Origin of the sequence: Bartonella sp. AP1QHHD, from assembly GCF_042196265.1 — a bacterium.
Lineage (GTDB): Bacteria > Pseudomonadota > Alphaproteobacteria > Rhizobiales > Rhizobiaceae > Bartonella.
This window is the reverse complement of the sequence record NZ_JBHIPW010000089.1, coordinates 66072-85144: the sequence shown is the minus strand read 5'-3', so window position 1 is coordinate 85144 and position 19073 is coordinate 66072. Positions and strand designations below refer to the sequence as shown.

At 37.2% G+C, this 19073-nt stretch carries 17 protein-coding genes and 1 tRNA gene; 8 read left to right on the top strand and 10 right to left on the bottom strand.

All coding sequences use genetic code 11. The features are described 5' to 3' along the window. Positions 1 to 13: 13 nt before the first annotated feature. The 4 genes from ACFIME_RS07825 to ACFIME_RS07810 form a co-directional block, all read right to left on the bottom strand. Positions 14 to 406: an MliC family protein gene (locus ACFIME_RS07825; RefSeq protein ID WP_375662027.1), complete on the bottom strand. Its 393-nt coding sequence runs from the start codon at positions 404 to 406 to the stop codon at positions 14 to 16. A gap of 17 nt (positions 407 to 423) precedes the next feature. Beyond that, positions 424 to 819, bottom strand: a complete 396-nt coding sequence (locus ACFIME_RS07820) for an MliC family protein (protein ID WP_375617422.1) — start codon at positions 817 to 819, stop codon at positions 424 to 426. A gap of 416 nt (positions 820 to 1235) precedes the next feature. After that, on the bottom strand, positions 1236 to 2369 hold the full coding sequence (gene aroB, locus ACFIME_RS07815; protein ID WP_375684760.1) for a 3-dehydroquinate synthase: 1134 nt from the start codon (positions 2367 to 2369) through the stop codon (positions 1236 to 1238). Next, positions 2344 to 2976: a shikimate kinase gene (locus ACFIME_RS07810; RefSeq protein ID WP_375662050.1), complete on the bottom strand. Its 633-nt coding sequence runs from the start codon at positions 2974 to 2976 to the stop codon at positions 2344 to 2346. The genes aroB and ACFIME_RS07810 overlap by 26 nt, the downstream gene beginning before the upstream one ends. A gap of 260 nt (positions 2977 to 3236) precedes the next feature. Between ACFIME_RS07810 and ACFIME_RS07805 the strand changes: the two genes are divergently transcribed. From ACFIME_RS07805 to ACFIME_RS07795, 3 genes are all read left to right on the top strand, one after another. After that, complete coding sequence (locus ACFIME_RS07805) at positions 3237 to 4175, top strand: site-specific tyrosine recombinase XerD (protein ID WP_375617420.1); 939 nt, start codon at positions 3237 to 3239, stop codon at positions 4173 to 4175. Between the two features lie 78 nt (positions 4176 to 4253). Beyond that, complete coding sequence (locus ACFIME_RS07800) at positions 4254 to 5210, top strand: acetyl-CoA carboxylase carboxyltransferase subunit alpha (RefSeq protein WP_375611312.1); 957 nt, start codon at positions 4254 to 4256, stop codon at positions 5208 to 5210. A gap of 40 nt (positions 5211 to 5250) precedes the next feature. Beyond that, a complete protein-coding gene (locus ACFIME_RS07795) occupies positions 5251 to 6000 on the top strand; it encodes a L,D-transpeptidase family protein (protein WP_375662029.1) in 750 nt (249 codons plus the stop codon). 886 nt (positions 6001 to 6886) lie between these two features. On the opposite strand, the gene ACFIME_RS07790 is transcribed toward ACFIME_RS07795, so the two are convergent. The 3 genes from ACFIME_RS07790 to ACFIME_RS07780 all read right to left on the bottom strand — a co-directional run bounded on the left by ACFIME_RS07790 (position 6887) and on the right by ACFIME_RS07780 (position 10951). Further along, a complete protein-coding gene (locus ACFIME_RS07790) occupies positions 6887 to 7948 on the bottom strand; it encodes a CobW family GTP-binding protein (protein WP_375633924.1) in 1062 nt (353 codons plus the stop codon). 406 nt (positions 7949 to 8354) lie between these two features. Beyond that, the gene (locus ACFIME_RS07785) at positions 8355 to 9452 is read right to left on the bottom strand and encodes a D-alanyl-D-alanine carboxypeptidase family protein (RefSeq protein WP_375642807.1); all 1098 of its coding nucleotides are present in this window, start codon (positions 9450 to 9452) and stop codon (positions 8355 to 8357) included. A gap of 692 nt (positions 9453 to 10144) precedes the next feature. Then, positions 10145 to 10951 carry a 1-acyl-sn-glycerol-3-phosphate acyltransferase gene (locus ACFIME_RS07780; RefSeq protein WP_273790137.1) on the bottom strand — a complete coding sequence of 269 codons (807 nt, stop codon included), beginning with the start codon at positions 10949 to 10951 and terminating at the stop codon, positions 10145 to 10147. 129 nt (positions 10952 to 11080) lie between these two features. Here ACFIME_RS07780 and thiD point away from each other — a divergent pair, with 129 nt between their 5' ends. Continuing rightward, positions 11081 to 11935 (top strand): bifunctional hydroxymethylpyrimidine kinase/phosphomethylpyrimidine kinase, encoded by an 855-nt coding sequence (gene thiD / locus ACFIME_RS07775; RefSeq protein WP_375633612.1) that lies wholly within the window; start codon positions 11081 to 11083, stop codon positions 11933 to 11935. A 1889-nt stretch (positions 11936 to 13824) separates the two neighbouring features. Here thiD and ACFIME_RS07770 read toward each other — a convergent pair. From ACFIME_RS07770 to ACFIME_RS07760, 3 genes are all read right to left on the bottom strand, one after another. Beyond that, a complete protein-coding gene (locus ACFIME_RS07770; protein ID WP_375684759.1) occupies positions 13825 to 14262 on the bottom strand; it encodes a GNAT family N-acetyltransferase in 438 nt (145 codons plus the stop codon). An 84-nt stretch (positions 14263 to 14346) separates the two neighbouring features. Further along, complete coding sequence (locus tag ACFIME_RS07765; protein ID WP_375684758.1) at positions 14347 to 14595, bottom strand: hypothetical protein; 249 nt, start codon at positions 14593 to 14595, stop codon at positions 14347 to 14349. A gap of 276 nt (positions 14596 to 14871) precedes the next feature. Then, a tRNA-Gly gene (locus ACFIME_RS07760) sits at positions 14872 to 14946 on the bottom strand. A 186-nt stretch (positions 14947 to 15132) separates the two neighbouring features. Between ACFIME_RS07760 and ACFIME_RS07755 the strand changes: the two genes are divergently transcribed. From ACFIME_RS07755 to holA, 4 genes are all read left to right on the top strand, one after another. Further along, entirely contained in the window at positions 15133 to 16110 is a 978-nt protein-coding gene (locus ACFIME_RS07755; protein WP_375654838.1) for an ABC transporter substrate-binding protein, read from the top strand. A gap of 62 nt (positions 16111 to 16172) precedes the next feature. Continuing rightward, positions 16173 to 17069, top strand: a complete 897-nt coding sequence (locus ACFIME_RS07750) for an ABC transporter permease (protein WP_375634319.1) — start codon at positions 16173 to 16175, stop codon at positions 17067 to 17069. Further along, on the top strand, positions 17062 to 17856 hold the full coding sequence (locus tag ACFIME_RS07745) for an ABC transporter ATP-binding protein (RefSeq protein ID WP_375618340.1): 795 nt from the start codon (positions 17062 to 17064) through the stop codon (positions 17854 to 17856). The genes ACFIME_RS07750 and ACFIME_RS07745 overlap by 8 nt, the downstream gene beginning before the upstream one ends. A 4-nt stretch (positions 17857 to 17860) precedes the next feature. After that, the gene (gene holA, locus ACFIME_RS07740) at positions 17861 to 18901 is read left to right on the top strand and encodes a DNA polymerase III subunit delta (protein WP_375633607.1); all 1041 of its coding nucleotides are present in this window, start codon (positions 17861 to 17863) and stop codon (positions 18899 to 18901) included. Positions 18902 to 19073 lie beyond the last annotated feature (172 nt).

The window sequence follows — 19073 nt, the reverse complement described above, 5'->3', positions numbered from 1 at the left end:
GTAAGAACCTTCTTTATTCTGTGCTTTTTTCTTCTACACAGAGGATGGGCTTTTCTTCTTTTGGATCATTAATAAGATCGTAAAATATGGCTTCATTTTTAGTTATCCACCAAATGTATTGACCACCCACATATTTTCCTCCAGAAGCGGCAATTACATTAGAACCAACGATGCGCTTACCGTTCCATTTTAAATCAACAAGCGCAATATTGCCAGCATTATGATAAGTTGCCTCAACATGCTCTTTGCTTGTTCCCATGTCGCATTGATAGGAGACGGTCTCTGTTGTTGGTTCTGGATCATTTGGTACTTCAATGACTAAAGAACTTGCTAATGCATTAATTGAACCGAGGAGGAACACACTTAAAGTAATGAAAAATTGTTTAGTAAAAGAAATTTTTTTCATAATATTTCCCGTGTTATTTAAAATAATAATGTTGACTCATCTTTACATAGGATAGGTTTTTTTTCTTCTGGATCCTGAGCAAGGTCATAAAGCGTGACTTCTTTGTTCTTCTCCCACCAGATGTACTGAGCTCCTGCAAATTTTGCTCCTGTTGCCGCGATGACATTAGCAGCAATGACACGATCACCGTTCCATTTGAAATCAACCAACGAAATATTGTCAGCATTAAGATAAACTGCCTCTACGCGCTCTTTACCTGTTTCAGTATCACACTGATAGGTAATGGTCTCTGTTTTGGGCTCTGGATTGTCTGGTACTTCAATGATTAAAGAACCAGCTAAGCTATTGTTTGAGCTGAAGAGTGATAAACTTAAAGCGGTGAAAAATCCTAAAATGTGCAAAGTTTTTTTCATGATGCTTCCCTATATTTCTAATATTGTGCACAAAGAATAATTTGACTGATACGATGGTGTCTACGGCAGGATTCGAACCTGCGACCCCAGGATTCATACCACTTCGATTTTCACCGCCAGCCTTATCGGCTGTTTGTGGTCTGGACTGTCTCTTCACCTTGAAGCTTTTGCTCTTTAGGTGCTGCCCGTTCAGTCTCTACACCTTTCTCTCATTTGAAAAGAGACTTGGCTCGGGATTGGCATATAGTCGCCCATGAAGCTTTCCCCGAATTTGAGCAGATTCACTTTGAGGATTTCTCCTCAAAGTGCCCAATTTCTTTAGGAATCCTGTGCTCTATCCTACTGAGCTACGCAGACATCATCATATTTAATCTTTAATAGAAGTATAAAAACGAATCAATTATATTCAATATGAATTAACGAATTTCTGTTAATTTTTGTTCCAAAAAGGATAAAACTGCATCTGGTGAAACATTTTTTGCAATAAATGATTGGCCAAGTCCGCGTGTTAAGATGAAAGTCAAATTGTTTTGCGAAACTTTTTTATCTTGGGCAATGAGAGTCATTAAAGTTTCAGCATCTGGTAGACACCCTGGGATATCCTTTAATTGTGTAGGCAATCCTATAAATTTGAAGTGCGCTTCAATGCGTTGTGTAAGCGTGGGGCTTATTAAATTTAATTGAGCAGAGAATTGATGAGCTAGAATCATCCCAATTGCTACGCTTTCGCCATGGATTAAACGGTTGGAGTCATAAGCGGTTGCTGTTTCAAGCATGTGTCCAAATGTATGGCCAAGATTTAAGAGTGCGCGCTCTCCCGTTTCGTACTCATCGCGTGCTACAATGTCAGCTTTAAATTGGCATGAGCGAACAATGGCCTCTGTTCGTATAGGGCCATTAGAGAAAATTTTCTGCCCATTTTTTTCAAGCCACTCAAAAAAGTCAGGTTGGTTAATGAGACCGTATTTTACTATTTCTGCGTAGCCAGCGCGAAATTCGCGCGGCGGCAGGGTATCAAGAAGACACGTGTCAGCAATAACGCATTGTGGTTGATAAAAAGCACCAATAAGATTTTTGCCATATTGGCTATTGATTCCAGTTTTTCCACCAACAGAGGAATCAATTTGTGCAAGAAGCGTTGTGGGCATTTGAATGAAGTTCATACCACGGCGGATTATACTTGCCGCAAATCCTGCTAGATCGCCAATGACACCACCGCCAAAAGCAATAACACAGTCGCCTCTTTCTAAACGCGCAGCAAGAATTTGATCGATGACAACTTGCAGGGTTGAAAATGATTTTGATTGTTCTCCCGCTTCTACAATAATAGGGACAGTATGAATTTTATTTTTTGTTAATTCTTCTTGCAATATCTCCAAATGAAGGGAAGCAACATTTGTATCTGTAACAAGTGCCAAGCGCGTTTGATGAGGATCTTTTTTATTAAGAGCATGTTTAATTTGTGAAGTAGCTTGTGTAATCAGACCCGGACCAATGATGATATCGTAACAGTGTTTGTCCAGTTTAACAGTAACGGTTTTGGTTTGCATGCTGGTTATCCCTATTGTTAATTTCTGTGTATAGGTAGTGCTGTACGGATCGTATAACATTTCGTGCTACGGTATGACGGCTTTCTTTATGACTGTTAATTGTTAAGTTTGCCTTTGCATAGATAGGATAACGCTGTTCCATGAGTTTTTGCATGGTTTCTTTAGGATTGGCTGTTTGAAGCAAGGGACGTGTCGGGTGCTTTGAGACACGTTGCATGAGGATATCAAGATCGACTTTTAGCCATATGGATATACCATTTTTGTGAATGGCTTTTCGGATATTTTCATTTATATAGGCACCACCACCTGTTGCTAAAACAAGGGGATTTTTTTTCATGAGGTTTAGAATAACACGCTGTTCAAGAGCACGAAATTCGGATTCACCATAAATTTCAAAGAGTTCCGTAATTGTCATTTGTGCAGCTTTTTCAATTTCTTGGTCAGAATCATAAAAAGGTAAACGGAGCATGGTGGCGACGCGTCTTCCGATCACTGATTTGCCTGCCCCCATAAGACCAACAAGGACAAGTGCTCTTTTATCAAGGGACGATAAGAGCTGATTCTTTATTTGTGTTATGGGGACGCGTTTTGGTCGATTGCTTTTCATAACTTTATTTCGGCATTTATCCATCTTAAAGTCAATTCCTGTTAATCTTTGTGAGGCATAATACGAGATAGAATATTTTTGGGTAGGTTATTGTCTTATGCCAACATTGACTAGATTTTTGATGATTCTTTTCATTTTGCTTTCTGTTCTTTTCATTATAATGGGTGCTCTTGTGGTTTGGGTTGAACCAGTAACTGTGGATATGTACATTGATGTTCCCTTGGATTCATGGAATTTTTCTACGGAAGCGAATCAATGAAATGAAAAGTGGTGCTGTGATAGATCATTTTCTTGAGATGATGAGTGCGGAGAGAGGGGCTTCGTCTCATACGCTTGCGGCTTATCAGCATGATTTGCAGTGGGCACAAGACGAATTGTCTTCACACTCTGTTTCGCTTTTTTCAGCACAAAAAGAAGATTTAATTACCCTTTTGTCGCTTATGCATACTTTTGGTTTTGCGGCATCGTCGCAAGCGCGCCGTTTATCAACTTTGCGTCAGTTTTATCAATTCCTTTATGCTGAAGGGTTGAGAGCAGATGATCCCTCTCATGATATTGATGCACCTCGTCAGAGGCGTCCTTTGCCCAGAATCATGAGTGAAGATGCAGTGATAAAATTGCTTGATTTTGCGGAGTTAGAAGTCAATCAAGCAGACTATGGGTCCAAAGGTTATTTCCGTGCACTGCGTCTTCAGCTATTGATTGAAATGCTTTATGCAACAGGGTTACGTATTAGTGAGTTGGTGAGTCTGCCGGTTCAGTCTGTTCGAAGGAAGGAATACAGCGTTTTGGTTCGTGGTAAGGGCAAAAAAGAACGAATGGTGCTGTTATCAAAAAAAGCATGCCAAGTTCTTTCACAGTGGTTAAACTTGCGTGATCAGGGAAAGGATGCTACGAGTTCTTATCTTTTTCCTGCGCATTCCGAGACAGGATATATTGCTCGTCAAGTCGTTGCACGAGAGTTGAAAAATCTCGCTAGAAGAGCAGGGATAGGAAGTGATAGCTTTTCTCCCCATGTGTTGCGTCATGCTTTTGCTAGTCATCTTTTGCAAAATGGTGCTGATTTGCGTGCCGTTCAACATTTGTTAGGTCATTCTGATATTGCTACCACTCAGATTTATACCCATGTGTTGGAAGAGGGACTTTATCGTTTAGTCAATGAGCATCATCCACTTGCCGATGAGCAAAAGGCTCGTTAAAGAAAAGGTGATGTTTTTGAAAAAGACTTTATAAAGCAAATTATAAGTGTATAAGTGACACTGAATGAGTTGATACAAATGTATAATTATCTTGATTTTGAAAAACCAGTTGCTGATCTTGATGGGAAAATTCTTGAATTAAAAAAAATTTCTCAGGAAAAAGGCAGTCTTGATATGAGTGACGAGATTGCTCGTCTTGAAACGCGTTCCCAAACAGCGTTGCGCGATATTTATAAAAAATTATCGCCGTGGCAAAAAACACAAGTCGCTCGTCATCCGGATCGTCCCCATTTTATGGACTATTCTAAACGCCTATTGAGTGACGTTACGCCTTTGGCCGGAGATCGCAAGTTTGCTGAAGATGAGGCTATTCAAGCGGGGTTTGCACGCTTTAAAGGTGAGGCCGTTGCTTATATCGGTCAAGAGAAAGGTCACGATACGCAAACACGTTTGCGCTATAATTTTGGTTCTGCACGTCCAGAAGGCTATCGTAAAGCTGTACGTATTATGGAAATGGCTGACCGCTTTGGTTTGCCACTCCTCACTTTTATTGATACAGCAGGTGCTTATCCTGGGGTAAGCGCTGAAGAACGTGGGCAAGCGGAAGCAATTGCTCAATCAACAGCTACAACTTTGCGTTTGAAAGTTCCTGTAGTTTCCGTTGTTATTGGAGAAGGCGGTTCTGGAGGGGCGATAGCAATCGCGGCTGCCAACAAAGTTTATATGTTGGAGCACGCAATTTACTCTGTTATTTCACCAGAAGGAGCAGCTTCTATCTTATGGCGTGATCCAGCTCGTGCAAAAGATGCTGCAATGAATATGCGTATTACCGCTCAAGATTTGTATCGCTTAAAGATTATTGATGGCATTATTTCGGAACCTTTAGGGGGAGCGCATCGTGGCAAAGAGATTGTCATTGATGCAACGGGTGATGTTATTTCAGAGGCTTTAAAAGCTATGGCTGGAAAAGATGGTCAAGTGCTTAAACAAGAGCGAAGGGAAAAATACCTTCAAATTGGTCGATCTCTAACATAGGTTATTTTTTGTGAGGGGTGTTGGATTGGAGTTTTATTCGATGACATTTAGCAGATTCCTCGCTGTGTGTGTGTTGTTTGTAATGGGACTATTGACAGCATGTGAAGGAAGATTACCAGCCTCTATTCGCGCTAAAGTTGAGCAGCCGTTGCCGCAAGAAATCAAAAATAGAATGGTTCTGTATGATATAGATCCCTATGCACCGATTATGATGCGGTTTTTTAAGGAAGAAAATCTTGCTGAAGTTTGGAAGCAATCTCGTTCAGGACCTTTTATCTTGGTTGCTCGCTATGGCATTTGCAAATGGTCTGGTAAGCTTGGACCTAAATATAAAGAAGGGGATCTTCAGACACCAGAGGGTTTTTATACTATTAGCGCAAACCAAATGAATCCTTATTCAAAATATTATCTCTCTTTTAATATAGGATTTCCTAACCTTTATGATCAGGAAAATGGTCGCACAGGAAGCAATCTTATGGTGCATGGTTCTTGCTTTTCCGCAGGTTGTTATTCTATGAGTGATAAGAACATGGCTCAGATTTATGCGTTTGCACGGGATGCTTTTAAAGGAGGACAAAGAGAGTTTCAGTTGCAGGCTTTTCCTTTCCGCATGACCGAGGTTAATATGTCACGTCATAGCAAGAATCCTCATTATCAATTCTGGGTTATGCTTAAGAAAGGTTATGATTTTTTTGAAAAAAATCGTCAACCTCCAACTGTTGAGGTTTATGGAAAACGTTACGTTTTTAATCGCGATATTGATAAAAATTCAGTTTCTCTAATGCAGTGAGTGGTATTGTATCCTACTGCACCGTAAACACTATCACTTAATAATGGTGATACAGGATATGCAAAAACTTTGCACATAAGATGTTTAAGTGAGTGGTCAATATTTTAAAGTGCAGAGTTTTTTCATAGAGCTTTATGTAAGTAAATCATATGAAGTGGGAAGCCAAGAGGAATTTTCTCAAAGAAGTTGGATTGTTTGCACATCGTTACTGGTATCAATCTTCGTTTTTAGTGAAGAGTAAGTTAATATAAAATGTACCTCTCTTTTTATTTCTTTCAAAGAGTTTTATTCTTTTATGCTGTGAAATATTGTCTTGTCGTGCTGTTATATAAGATACATTCACATATTTTAAAATGCGATATTGCCTCTGTCTAATTTTGGTTTTTTTCTTAACAGGGATTTTGATTTCAATTAGCTTGAATAAATATAGAGTTGAGCAGAATATTTTAGAACCAAGAATTTGGCCAATCGGTCTGTGAAATGAATCACATGAAATGGTTTGCAGATGAAGCGCATTTAGAAAGAAAACAATCTATTTGCAGATTGATGGGTATTAAATTTTGTATCATAACAATTTGATTTATAATGATAATTTAGTTTTTAAGTCAAATTAGAACCCTGAATACCGTAAGCTTCTCTCATTTCAAAGCCGTTCCATGTTGAATAAATTAAAACCATTTGCTTGCACGTTACAAGCGGGGATAGCCGCGTGGGTGAAACTGTGCAAGAAAGACTAAAATGCTTTTTACAAACCGTCTCAAGTACCAAGAGCTGTTTCAACATTGGGAATTAGCAAAGTGTGTAATGGTGCCGGTTTGCTCCTTTAAAAGCATAAAGATGGTGGTGCTAATGAATTTAATGTTATATCATTGAAGGGGAGAAAAAATTAAAATTTTATTCCTGGAATGACCAGGGGATTTTCTAAGAGAGCTGTTTTGTCTGCAGTATCTATTGCTGGTTTATTAAAAAAAGCATTGAGGAGCTTTTGTATTGCGTCTTTTTCAACACCATCGGCAATGATGACGAAACGTGTTTGTTTTATTCCTTTTGGCCATGCTGGCAATCTTATGGGAGGATGAAAAAATGTTTGTACGCCATGTAATACAAGTGGGCGATAAGGGTCATCACGTAATGCGATAATTGCTTTAATACGTAATAATTTTGTACCATAACGCTCTTGTAGGAGATCTAAAAAAGCCTCAATTGTGGCGTAATCAACAGGACCCTCACAGTTTAGTGAAAAGGTACGAATGGTTTTATGGGGGCTATGATCATGTGGGGTAGTCGTAAGATTTTGTTTAAGTTTTGTATTTTCTACTTTTTCATCCCATAATGTGTTATTTATTAATAGATTTGAACAGAAATCTTTAGAATGGGCGTCAATGATTTGTGCTGTAGGATTCATTGTTTTAAGTGTGCTAAGGAGTGCATCTGAAAGCGTTTGTGGGTCTCTAAGATCTGTTTTGGTGAGAATGATTTTATCAGCAAATATTAATTGTTTATATATTTCAGGATAGCGCTCACATATGGAAAGTGGGCTTAATGTATCAAATGTTGCAAGAACAGCATTTATGGACAATGTTTGAATAAACAATGGGTGGCTTAAAAGTATTTGTAAAATAGGGGCGGGATCAGCCATCCCTGTGGTTTCAATGATAATATGATGGAGTTGTTTGATCTGTCCTGTCTGAACGCGATTTATTAAATCAATTAATGTGTCGATGAGATCACTGCGTAAATTGCAGCATAAGCAACCATTGGCAAGCTCAATAATTCCTTCTGTTGTTTTTTCAACCAGAAGGTGGTCAATACTGATTTCGCCGAATTCATTGATGATAACAGCACATTCTGTTAGAAGAGGGTCTTGTAGCATACGGTTGAGCAAAGTTGTTTTGCCAGAGCCTAAAAAACCCGTAATAAGCGTGAGAGGGATGCGCTTTATTTTCATGTTAATCATCAATCATAGTTTTGTTTTTAAAAAATATATCTCAGTATGTCTAACCAATTTATAATGATGTCCGTGAGGGATGTAATGGTTAATCCCTCATGAGATCCATTGTACCTCTATCTTTACGCTTATAAAGGTAGGTGCACGTGGGTATATTATACACTTTTTAGCGTCAATGTTATGATAATTCTTGGTTCTTGAAAGGACTTATAGGAAGGATTTTTATTCCTTGTTTTAATTATTTTATCTACATGTTCATCCACCTTGTGGCGCGCAAGAGACTGGTTTTATTGATTCAACAAATACAGATTTGAAATGAGAGAATCTTACAATACTTGTGGTTTTGACATAAGGTACAAAATAATTAATTATCATTATAAATCAAAGTATTATAATTAATTGTAGATTATGATTTATGGCTTTTTATAGAATGGTTTGCGTGCCTTTTATACGGAATATAGGGTTTTCTTAGTGGTTTTACTGTCATTTTAGGTGTTTGTGGCGTACGAATGAGGTGTACTGATAAAGGATGAGAAAAAGAAGGTGGAGCAGTGATAAAAGGTGAGGTGAGAATAATATTTCCTTGATCATCATATGATTTTGCATGCATTTTTATGGCTTCAGGTGTGCATGTTTGTTGTCTCATATTGTTGGCTTTTGTTATGTTGCTCCCATAAGGTTTTAATGTTGCTAGTGTTAATTGGGGGTTTCCTTGGTGCAAAAATCCTATTTCAAGAAGTTGTGCAGCTTTTTCTTCTCTTTCACTTATGTTGTTAGCACCTAGAATGACAGCAATAATTGTACGTTTATTGCGGGTGGCTGAGGCAACAAGATTAAAACCAGAGGCACAAATAAAGCCTGTTTTCATACCGTCTATCCCATAAAAACGGCCAATGAGGTTGTTTGAGTTATGTTGGATTTTTCGATTATTACCAAAATCAATGGCTGGAATAGAAAAATAATGAGCATATTGTGGAAATTCTCTACGTATTTGAACGGCTAAAAGAGCAATATCGCGTGCCGTGGAATAGTTTTGAGGATCTGGTAAACCACTTGCGTTCGCAAAATGGGTGCCAAACATGCCTAAACGTTTAGCTTCGCTATTCATTTTATGTACAAAATCTTTCTGTGAACCCGCAACAGCTTCACTCATGGCAATGGCTAAATCATTGGTAGATTTAACCATGGTGATACTTAAGGCTGTATCAAGTGTGAGTACAGAACCAGCTTTATAGCCTGAACGATATGAGGGAGCTTTTGCGGCGTATTCGCTGATGGTGATATGTTTGTTTGGTGAAACTTCTCCTCGGCTCATGGCACGAAAAATAACATAAGCGGTCATTAATTTTGTCAAGGAAGCAGGATACCAACGCTCAAAAGCTTGATTATGTTTTAAGATACGCCTCGTTGTAACATCAACAGAAATAAAAGGCTGCGCTAAAGCAACAGCGCTGGATAAACTCAAAATCACAGAAAAAAATAAATTATAGAAGAGACGTTGCATTAATTTAAATCTAGTTCCCTCTTATTCGTTATTTAGAATTGTTTTAATGTAGCACACAAAGCTTTTAAGTCTAGGATAGGGAGGAAAGATGGTTAATTGCTGTATCCGTTGTGTCTGTGGGATAAAAACCAACACTCATTTTTATTTTCCCCTTGAATTTGGTTTGATGACTTAAGTATCTCAAGAAATACTTTTTAAATAATGAAGATTGTACAAGATTTCATGTTCTTGGAGGGATTGAATTTCTCAGAAAGGAATGAATCTGCATAATCATGCATTTTTCTTGCTCTCCTGTTAGGATAGCCCTTGGCACTTGAGACGGTTCGTAAAAAGCATTTTAATCTTTTCTTGTATCGTTTTATTCACACAGATATCCCCGCTTGTAATGTGTAAGAAAATGATTCTAATTGATTCAACCTAGAATAGATTTGAAATGAGAGAATCTTACGGTATTCAGGGTTCTCATTCAAGTTGAATAACGCTAAAACATCCTTATAAGTCAATGAGATGTATGTTATTTAAATGATTTTAAAGAGAGGAAGAATTCTTTTTCAAAAAAATTTACACATTGATTATTTCTTATCATGTACATGTGTTTTATAATTTTGAATTAGAAAGTTTGAAGTATCTTTCTTATATTTTTGTTCCCTATACTCCGCTCAATATACAAAGTTATGCATTATTCTTATCAATTAGTGCATTGTTTCATGATGATTTAGTTTTTGAAGTTTCTGAACAGCGTATGGTGGCATAGGAGGAGGGGTAGGATCTTGAGCTGCTAAGAGAAGCAGTTCATCACACGCTTTTTCAGTTTTTTGGACAAGTTGATCTAGAAAATCACGTTTGCTTAAACCCGCTTCTATCGGGGGAAGAATACGGACACGAATTGTTCCGGGATAGCGGCGAAAATTATTGCGTGGCCAATATAAACCCGCATTGTGTGCAATAGGGACAACTTGAAGTCCTAATTCATTATAGAGCGCGACAATTCCTGACTTATAATCTGGTTCTTGACCGGGTTGTCGGCGTGTTCCTTCGGGAAAAATCAAGATTTGGCGCCCTTGTTTTACTTTCTCTTTTGCTTTTTGTATAATCATTTTTAAAGCTTTGATGGGTGTTGTGCGGTTAATGGGGATAATTTGCGTTTTTGCCATATACCAGCCAAACAATGGAATCCACATCAATTCACGTTTTAAAATGAGAGTGGGATCATCAAAATAAGGAACAAGACTGAAAGTTTCCCAAGCTGATTGATGCTTTGGAGCAATGATATAGGGGCCTTTGGGAAGATTTTCTAAACCTTCAATCTCATAACTTGTGCCTGCGATGTATTTTTGCAAAAAGAGTGTAACGCGTGCCCATGTTTTAGGGACAATCCATGCCTTTTTGCGGGGCATTAAAAAATAAACGGGAGCGTAAAGAATCATTTGTATGAAAGTTGTTGTATAAAAAGCGAACGTAAAAAGAATAGAACGAAGGATAAGCACTACATTTTCCATTTTATATCTATAAGAAGACTTCATATATAATATAATTCACATGAGAAAACATCTTCTTTATGTTTTCTCAAGCATCTATTTTTTCGGTAACTCATTTTCCGATATTTAAAAACAGAAGGAAAGAGGTTAATGGAATTACAAAAAGATAAACTTTTTATTCCACGGATTTTATCTATTGCGGGAACAGATCCTTCTGGTGGCGCTGGAATGCAGGCGGATTTGAAGGTTTTTTCAGCTATGAAAACTTATGGTATGAGTGTGGTTACAGCTGTTGTTGCACAAAATACTCAGGGTGTGCGTTCTTTTCAGGCATTAGATGCTTCTTTTGTTGCAGATCAAATTGATTCTGTTTTTGAGGATATCCATGTTGATGCCGTTAAAATTGGTATGGTTGCAAATGCTCAGATTGCACAGGTTATTGCAGAACGTCTTGCTTATCATAAAGTGCGTTTCATTGTTTTTGATCCGGTTATGGTTGCAAAAAGTGGTGATGTTCTTTTAAAGTCTGATGCAATTGAAATTATGCGTGATGTTCTTGTGCCGATGTCAACTTTGATCACGCCAAATTTGCCTGAAGCTGCACTGTTATTGGGGTGTGAAGTGCAATGGTCTTTAGAGACTATGTATCAATATGCTCCACGACTCTTGGCGCTAGGGTGTCATGCAGTTTTGTTAAAAGGGGGACATTTGAATACGCTTACCAAAAATAGCACAGAAAATTACGATTGTTCTAGTCCAGATCTTTATTGTGATTGTGAAAACCTTTTTATACTTGAAGCTTCTCGTCTTTCAACCACTCATGATCATGGGACAGGGTGTACCATTTCTGCTGCCATTGCAGCTCTGTTACCTACTCAACCTTTGGATTGCGCTGTTAAACAAGCAAAAGATTATTTGCATGGCGCTTTAACTGCTTCAGATGCTTTAAAAGTAGGGAAAGGGCGAGGGCCGCTTCATCATTTTTATGCATTATGGAAAGATTAATACAACGATTGATTGTGAAAAATCTTCACTCTATGAATTTGTTTCGTCATTATATGATGTTTTGGACTTATGACTGATAAGTGTTAGCGCATTGTAGCTTAACAGTTATTTTGTATTAAGAAGGATAAGAAAAAATGTTATAATTTGCTTCTTTTATATATTTTTTACGATTAATCTATCCTGTTTCAGAGGCAATTTTGAGTATAAAAAAGAGAGCAAGGAATTGTAAAATCAGGATTTGATAGCAAAAAGAGTAGAGGGAAAGACCTTTTACAAGGCGATATTAAAGCTGGCGGATCCCGCTATATTCGCTGTTTCTTATATTGGTGGCAAAACAGGGTGAGCCAAAATCGTCATCAAAATTATTATATATCTAACATTTACATAGTTTTTGTCGGCATGGATAGGGTTTTCTAAATAGAAATTGATACTTCCTGATGGAATTATTAATGATCTTTCAGGTGATGTGGTAAATTTTTTTCGGATATTACAACGTCATTATCCTTTTTTATGGAACTGCTTTATAGAATTATTGGCGTTTCAGATGAGTAGCCATGAGGAGTTTCAACATTTAATACAGCAAGATCTAGAAACTTTTACGAATTTAGAGCGGATTTTAAGGTTTTTATATTTATAGTGATTCAGTTTTAGCGAGAAGGTAGTCGATTGCACAATCGGAGTTTCAATAGACTTGTAGCGTATGGTTTAATCTTTTCAAAATTGAATTTTTATTCTGTTGTTTAGCTGATGTTACCATTAAACATTTAAAATGGTCTGATTTTATTGTGCACTATGACGGTTTCAATACTTTATGTTACCTTATCTTGATTTGAAGTTATGTTCCTCATGTAAAATAGAATGCACTTAATATTGTTAATTCACATGTCTATTTTAAAGAGATTTCTCTCAAAGTATGTCACATCCATTTTATAATAACGTTCGTGAATGGTCTAAAGCCTCTATGAAGTGTATAAAGCTATTATGCTTCCCATTTTTACGTTTTCAAGGTGAAAGGGGTACCTCCCTATACTATTTTAGCTCCCAATGTTGCGATAATCTTTGGTATTTCAGAGCGTTCAGAAGAAGAGTTTTTATTCCTTTCTTCAAGTGAATTTTATTGATGCCTCAATTTTTCCTGTTATGCGTGAGCAGATGATTGTGAGTGATTTTAATGTATAGAGATTTGAAATGAGATAATCCTATGATATTTGAGACGCTTGCTCAATATGAATAATGATAAATTATCTTTATAAATCAAGTTATTAATTTATTTTTGTGTTGAAGATTATTCTGGATAAGAATTTGTTCAAGAAAGAGGATTATCAAATGATGTGCCAGAAATCCCAAAAACTTAATTTACTCTAAATAATAGGTGAAAACAGTTTATTTCGTTTGAAATAATTACAATTAGCGTGAGGGATTTTTCATCATCAACTGTGACATAGAAAAAGAAACAATACACATAGAGGACCTTTAAATGATCTTTGAAAGATTTTTTAAGCTCCTTTGGTTATTTTATAAAGCGAAAATTTTTTCTATTAATTAACTAACAGACTAACCATCTAACAAATTATGATGCAACTGTCGTTTTAAATGTTTGCTTTCGAGCTCTTCATAAATATCAGTAACAGACAGTAGATTATCGATCATATAAAAAATTACATTTGTTCAACTTAGATTTGTGATAGATATCTTTTTTAAGACAAAGTAAAAAATAAGAAAATTTGAGTGAGTCATTTGAAACAATTATGTTTGTAAAACTGATTTTAGCTTTTCACTATCAGTATTAAAGGGGATTGGCCAAGCTTCCTTGGTTATATCGATTGCTTGATCATATTTGAGTTCTGCTGAAAATAATAAATTCTTTTAATTGATGAGCAAAAAAGAATTCAGAAGTTTGTAAAGCCCAATTTTTTATAAACGCTAATTCCCTCGTGAGAGGCTTGCATACCAATAACATGACATCTCTTTCTTTTTAAATGCTCAATAGCAATTTTTGTCATGAATGTCCCAATACCTTTTTTCTGAAAATCTGGCTTGGTGACAATATCATACAATCCACCAATCCCATCCGCTTTAATACAAAAACATATTGCTATAGGATTGTTATTTATATAACCAACGAACATCTCTACATCAGAGTCTTTTTTATAACAACGGCCTATTGTTTCATAAAATATAACTGCTTCTTCATTAAAAGGCTCGAAGACTGATGCCATGACATTTCCATAATCTCTAAAATCTTGAAGTGATTCAACTTCCTTGATTTTGAAGCTATCTGGCATAGAAGTAACATGTGAGTCTATATCTTGCGCTAAAGCTGCCATTCCTACCTCTGTTTCAACATGCTCTAAGCCAATAGATAAGAGAACTTCATCAACTTTATAATGAGATGAATGAGGTCCAACCCACTAAACTAAAGGTAGTTTCTGCGCATTAAAGGAAGCGATTATAGATTTTGCCTGCTCTACAGGTATAGTTTCTTGTAAATTTTTAGAAGAGATAATATTGAATGTATCTGAAGCGAATGTTGAATTAATAGAAGACACGCCATTTGAAAAATCAACAACCTTCATTTTAGGGCACAATTTTGGTAAAAAACGTACTTTTGAACAAAAATTATTCTCTAATGATAAGTCAATTTTTGATTTGTTTAACATTTGTTTTTCTTGTCATTGCTCATCATTTCTAATTAATCTTTTATACGGGGGCTGTAAAAATCCGTCTAAGTTAAAAATTATTATCTTAGATCTAAGCCCCCAATCCAATAGATGCTTCATAAGAAATTACGAATCTTAGAAAAACTTTGAAAAAAAAATAAATTGATACAAGATCGAGTGGAAAAATATACAAAACCTGCTGGCAAGCTACATAAAGCTACAACAACCGATGACAAGCTATAACTCCACACAAGAACGAATAAATACAAAATTCAATGGAGCGGGCGATGGGATTCGAACCCACGACCCCAACCTTGGCAAGGTTGTGCTCTACCCCTGAGCTACACCCGCTTACCGATTCGATATATGTCTTGTCTGTATGGCGTAGGCTTCTACGAATTGCAACAAAAAAATATCATTTTAGTTTGATTTATTTTGTCCATGTTTAAATAAAATGAAATAAAGATTGATTTTAGAAAATTCTTCAGTAATAGATTATTCTTTTTTTAATTTTTGCATGGAGAGGGGTGGAATATAATGTTGAAGAGAATAAATATATTAGGGATTATCATTGCAACTGTTTTTATGATGAACAGTGTTGCAAAGGCAGATGACCAAGTTAAACGCGTTAAAGTTGCAATAACGCAAATTATGGTCCATCCTGCTGCGGATGCCGTTCGTAAAGGTGTGGAAGATGTTCTTGCAGAAAATGGTTATAAGCAAGGTGAAAATTTTCAACTTACCTTTTTATCAGCGCAGGGTAATATTTCAACAGCAACGCAAATTGCACGTAAATTTGTTGGTGATAAACCCGATGTTATTGTAGCAATTACCACGCCTTCAGCACAAACGATGCTTGCGGCAACAAAAACAATTCCTATCGTTTTTGCGGCGATTTCTGATCCTATCGGAGCTAAAATCGTTTCTTCGCTTACCAAACCTGGCGGTAATATGACGGGGAGTTCTGATCGTATAGATGTTGCAGAAAGTGTTAAACTTTTACAAGAAGTAAAACCAGATTTGAAAAAAATTGGTTATCTCTATAATGCTTCTGAAGCAAATTCTGTTTCAACACTTAAGGTGTTAAAAGATGCGGCAAAAAAAGTTGGAATTGAAATCATTCCTTCATCAGCACCAAAACCTTCAGATGTTCAGGCGGCAACACGGGCTTTAATAGGTAAGGTAGATATCATTTTTATTCCCGCTGATAATACGGTTCTTTCTGTTTTAGAGGGGGCAGTAAAGGTCTCACAGGAAGCAAATGTTCCTGTATTTACTGTTGATGCTAATTCTATTGGACGCGGTCCCTTTATGACGCAAGGTGTGAATTTCTATGATGTAGGGGTTGATGCTGGGAAGCTGGTTGTGCGTATTCTAAAGGGTGAAAAGCCTGGTGATATTGATGTTGTGCAGGCGGCTAATAATGACATTCGAATTGATATGAAAGCAGCAAAAAAAGCGGGGATTGTTATTCCGCAGGCAGTTATTGATCGTGCAACAAAAGTGATTCAATGACTTTCATTGATAGGATGTTGATACAATAAAATACGTTAAGTTTTCATGGGGATTGTCTTTACATGAATATATTTGCGTTTTCTGGCGCTGTAGAATTAGGTCTTATTTATGCGTTTGTGGCTATAGGGGTTTATCTCTCTTTTCGCGTTTTGGACTTTCCTGATTTAACAGTTGATGGCTCATTTCTTCTTGGGTCTTGTGTCTGTGGCGTCTTGATTCTTTTAGGTTTTAATGCATGGACAGCTATGGCATGTGCTTTTTGTGCAGGCATGGTAGCTGGTTTATTAACCGCTCTGTTGAGTTTGCATTTTGGTATTTTGAATCTTTTAGCTTCTATTTTAACAATGTCGGCACTTTATACGGTTAATCTTCGTATTATGGGAATTATGGGAGGGTCTAATGTTAATTTAGCTCTTGCTGATACGGCGTTAACGCCCTTTTATAATCTGTTTGGTTTGTCTGATATTTTTGTGCGTCCTCTTTTCGTTGGTATTGTGTTGCTCGTTATGGCGTTTTTGATTTGGCGCTTTTTGGAAAGTGAAATTGGTCTTGCTATGCGTGCAATGGGCGCTAATCCACGCATGGCGACGGCGCAAGGTGTTCATACATCAGCATTGATATATTTTGGAATGGGGCTTTCCAATGCGTGTGTGGCACTTGGTGGTTCTCTTTATATTCAAACTGCGATTGCAACAGATATTACCGGTGGAATTGGAACAATTGTTTTTGGATTGGCAGCCGTGATTATTGGTGAAACTCTCTTTCGTACGCGCAATATTTTTTGGATTATAATCAGCTGTATTGTAGGGTCTGTACTTTATCGTGTGGCGGTGCAATTTGCATTTGAAGCAAATGGCATTGGTATTGATACGTCGACAGATCTTCAGTTGATTACTTCGTTGTTGGTTGTTTTAACCCTTATTGTGCCACGCTATTGGAGGAGGCATAAACGTGATTGAATTTTTTCATGTTGGGGTCACATTTAAACCGCAAACACCTTTGGAAAAACAGGCTTTAATTGATATTAACCTGAAAATTGATCAGGGTAGTTTTGTTACGGTTATTGGTTCAAATGGTGCTGGTAAATCAACTTTGCTCAGTGTTTTAGCGGGTGCAACGCTTCCCTCAACGGGGAAAGTGGTTATCAATGGACAAAATGTTTCTAGGCAATCAGTCAGTGAACGCGCTGGAAAGATTGCTTGTGTTTTTCAAGATTCTTTAGAGGGAAGTTGTGGTTCTTTAACAATTGAAGAAAATTTGGCTCTTGCTGCTCTTCGAGGAAGTCGTCGTGGTTTGCGTGCGGCTTTAAATCATGAGAAACGGCAATTTTTTCGAGAGAAAATTGCTCAATTAGGCATTGGTCTTGAAGCATATATTCATAATCCTATGGATAGTTTGTCAGGTGGGCAACGCCAAGCAGTTTGTCTTGTGATGGCAACATTAGCACATGCGGATGTTTTATTGCTTGATGAACATACCTCAGCGCTTGATCCTGGAATGGCTGATTTTGTGATGCGGTTGACTGAAAAAATCGTTGAAGAGAAAAAATTAACGACTATCATGGTGACTCATTCTATGCGTCAGGCTCTTGATTATGGCGATCGTACCTTGATGTTGCATGGTGGAAAAGTGATTTTGGATGTCTGTCATGAAGAGCGTAAGGGCTTGGATGTAAATGATTTAATTGGCATGTTTCAGAAAGTTCGCGGGGAAGTTCTTGATGATGATGAACTGTTAATGGATTAATAGTGTGGCTCAGAAAAAAGCACATGAAGTTGATCAGTTTCTAATGCGCTTTTCACGTGCTTTTCCTATTGTTCTCATTTATGGGCCAGATCGTGGTCTTATTTGTGAGCGTGCACAATGTTTTGCAAAACTTACACGGGTAGCAATAGAAGATCCATTTTCGACAATTCGTTTGGATGCTGCTGAAATTGATAAAGATCCTGCACGTTTAGAAAATGAAGCGCGTACGTTATCGCTTTTTGGGGGAGATCGTTTGATATGGATCTCTAATGCTGCTAACCAAAAAGGTTTTCTTGCTGCCTTAAAGCTTTTAATTGAGAAACCACCAGAAGCTTGTTTTATTCTCATTGAGGCAGGGGATTTAAAAAAAGGAACAGGGTTGCGCAATGCTGTTGAAACAGCATCAAAAGCGATGGCTTTGCCCTGTTTTGCCGATGATATGCGTTCTCTTGACGGTTTGATTGATGAGGTTTTAGGACAGTTTAAGAAGACTCTTTCTTTAGATGCACGTAGATGGTTGCATGAATGTTTAGGGGCGGATCGCCTTGTATCACGAGGTGAATTAGAAAAGCTTTGTCTTTACGCTGCAAATGTTCGTATTACTCTTGAAGATGTGAAAGCTGTTGTAAGCGATGTCAGTGCTCTTTCTCAAGATGAAGTCATTGATGCTCTTTTATTGGGCGATATATCAGGCTTTGAAGCGCATTTTAACCGACATGCAGCAGTGCAGGGGGCACTTTTTTTAATTTTGAGTACAGCTCAAAGGCATTTTCAGCAATTACAGCTATTGCGTTATCAGGTAGAGGTTGAAGGAAATTCACCTTTTACGGTGGTTTCTCAGGCACGTCCTCCCATTTTTTTTCAACGGAAAAAGATCGTTGAACAAGCTTTAAAATATTGGAAGTTAGAACAAATTTCTTATGCAATGGAAAGAATTCAGAGTGCTGTTTTAGACAGTCGTAAAAATCCACTTTTGGGCGAAGCTATCATTCGTCAAGTTTTGTTAGGGCTTACAATTATTGCACGACGCCAGATGGCAGCTTAACAGCCTAGAAATATAATGATTTTTTATTTTTGGTATACCACAGAGGTATTTTCAGTAATTAAAACTGTTATGCTATCAAGTAGAGGTTGAGGGAACTTGTATTTTTGAGGATGCATTTTAGGAGCTTGAAAGCTTGATAGAAATTTTTCTTCAAAAGAAATAGTTTATTTTC

Coding starts and splice junctions, on each gene's coding strand:
- ACFIME_RS07770 (WP_375684759.1), bottom strand. CDS start 14,262: ATGGCAGCTTTAGCGCAAGATATAGACTCACATGTTACTTCTATGCCA.
- ACFIME_RS07785 (WP_375642807.1), bottom strand. CDS start 9,452: ATGCAACGTCTCTTCTATAATTTATTTTTTTCTGTGATTTTGAGTTTA.
- aroB (WP_375684760.1), bottom strand. CDS start 2,369: ATGCAAACCAAAACCGTTACTGTTAAACTGGACAAACACTGTTACGAT.
- ACFIME_RS07810 (WP_375662050.1), bottom strand. CDS start 2,976: ATGAAAAGCAATCGACCAAAACGCGTCCCCATAACACAAATAAAGAAT.
- ACFIME_RS07805 (WP_375617420.1), top strand. CDS start 3,237: ATGAAAAGTGGTGCTGTGATAGATCATTTTCTTGAGATGATGAGTGCG.
- ACFIME_RS07820 (WP_375617422.1), bottom strand. CDS start 819: ATGAAAAAAACTTTGCACATTTTAGGATTTTTCACCGCTTTAAGTTTA.
- ACFIME_RS07780 (WP_273790137.1), bottom strand. CDS start 10,951: ATGGAAAATGTAGTGCTTATCCTTCGTTCTATTCTTTTTACGTTCGCT.
- ACFIME_RS07795 (WP_375662029.1), top strand. CDS start 5,251: ATGACATTTAGCAGATTCCTCGCTGTGTGTGTGTTGTTTGTAATGGGA.
- ACFIME_RS07755 (WP_375654838.1), top strand. CDS start 15,133: ATGTTGAAGAGAATAAATATATTAGGGATTATCATTGCAACTGTTTTT.
- ACFIME_RS07790 (WP_375633924.1), bottom strand. CDS start 7,948: ATGAAAATAAAGCGCATCCCTCTCACGCTTATTACGGGTTTTTTAGGC.
- ACFIME_RS07765 (WP_375684758.1), bottom strand. CDS start 14,595: ATGTTAAACAAATCAAAAATTGACTTATCATTAGAGAATAATTTTTGT.
- ACFIME_RS07800 (WP_375611312.1), top strand. CDS start 4,254: ATGTATAATTATCTTGATTTTGAAAAACCAGTTGCTGATCTTGATGGG.
- thiD (WP_375633612.1), top strand. CDS start 11,081: ATGGAATTACAAAAAGATAAACTTTTTATTCCACGGATTTTATCTATT.
- ACFIME_RS07750 (WP_375634319.1), top strand. CDS start 16,173: ATGAATATATTTGCGTTTTCTGGCGCTGTAGAATTAGGTCTTATTTAT.
- ACFIME_RS07825 (WP_375662027.1), bottom strand. CDS start 406: ATGAAAAAAATTTCTTTTACTAAACAATTTTTCATTACTTTAAGTGTG.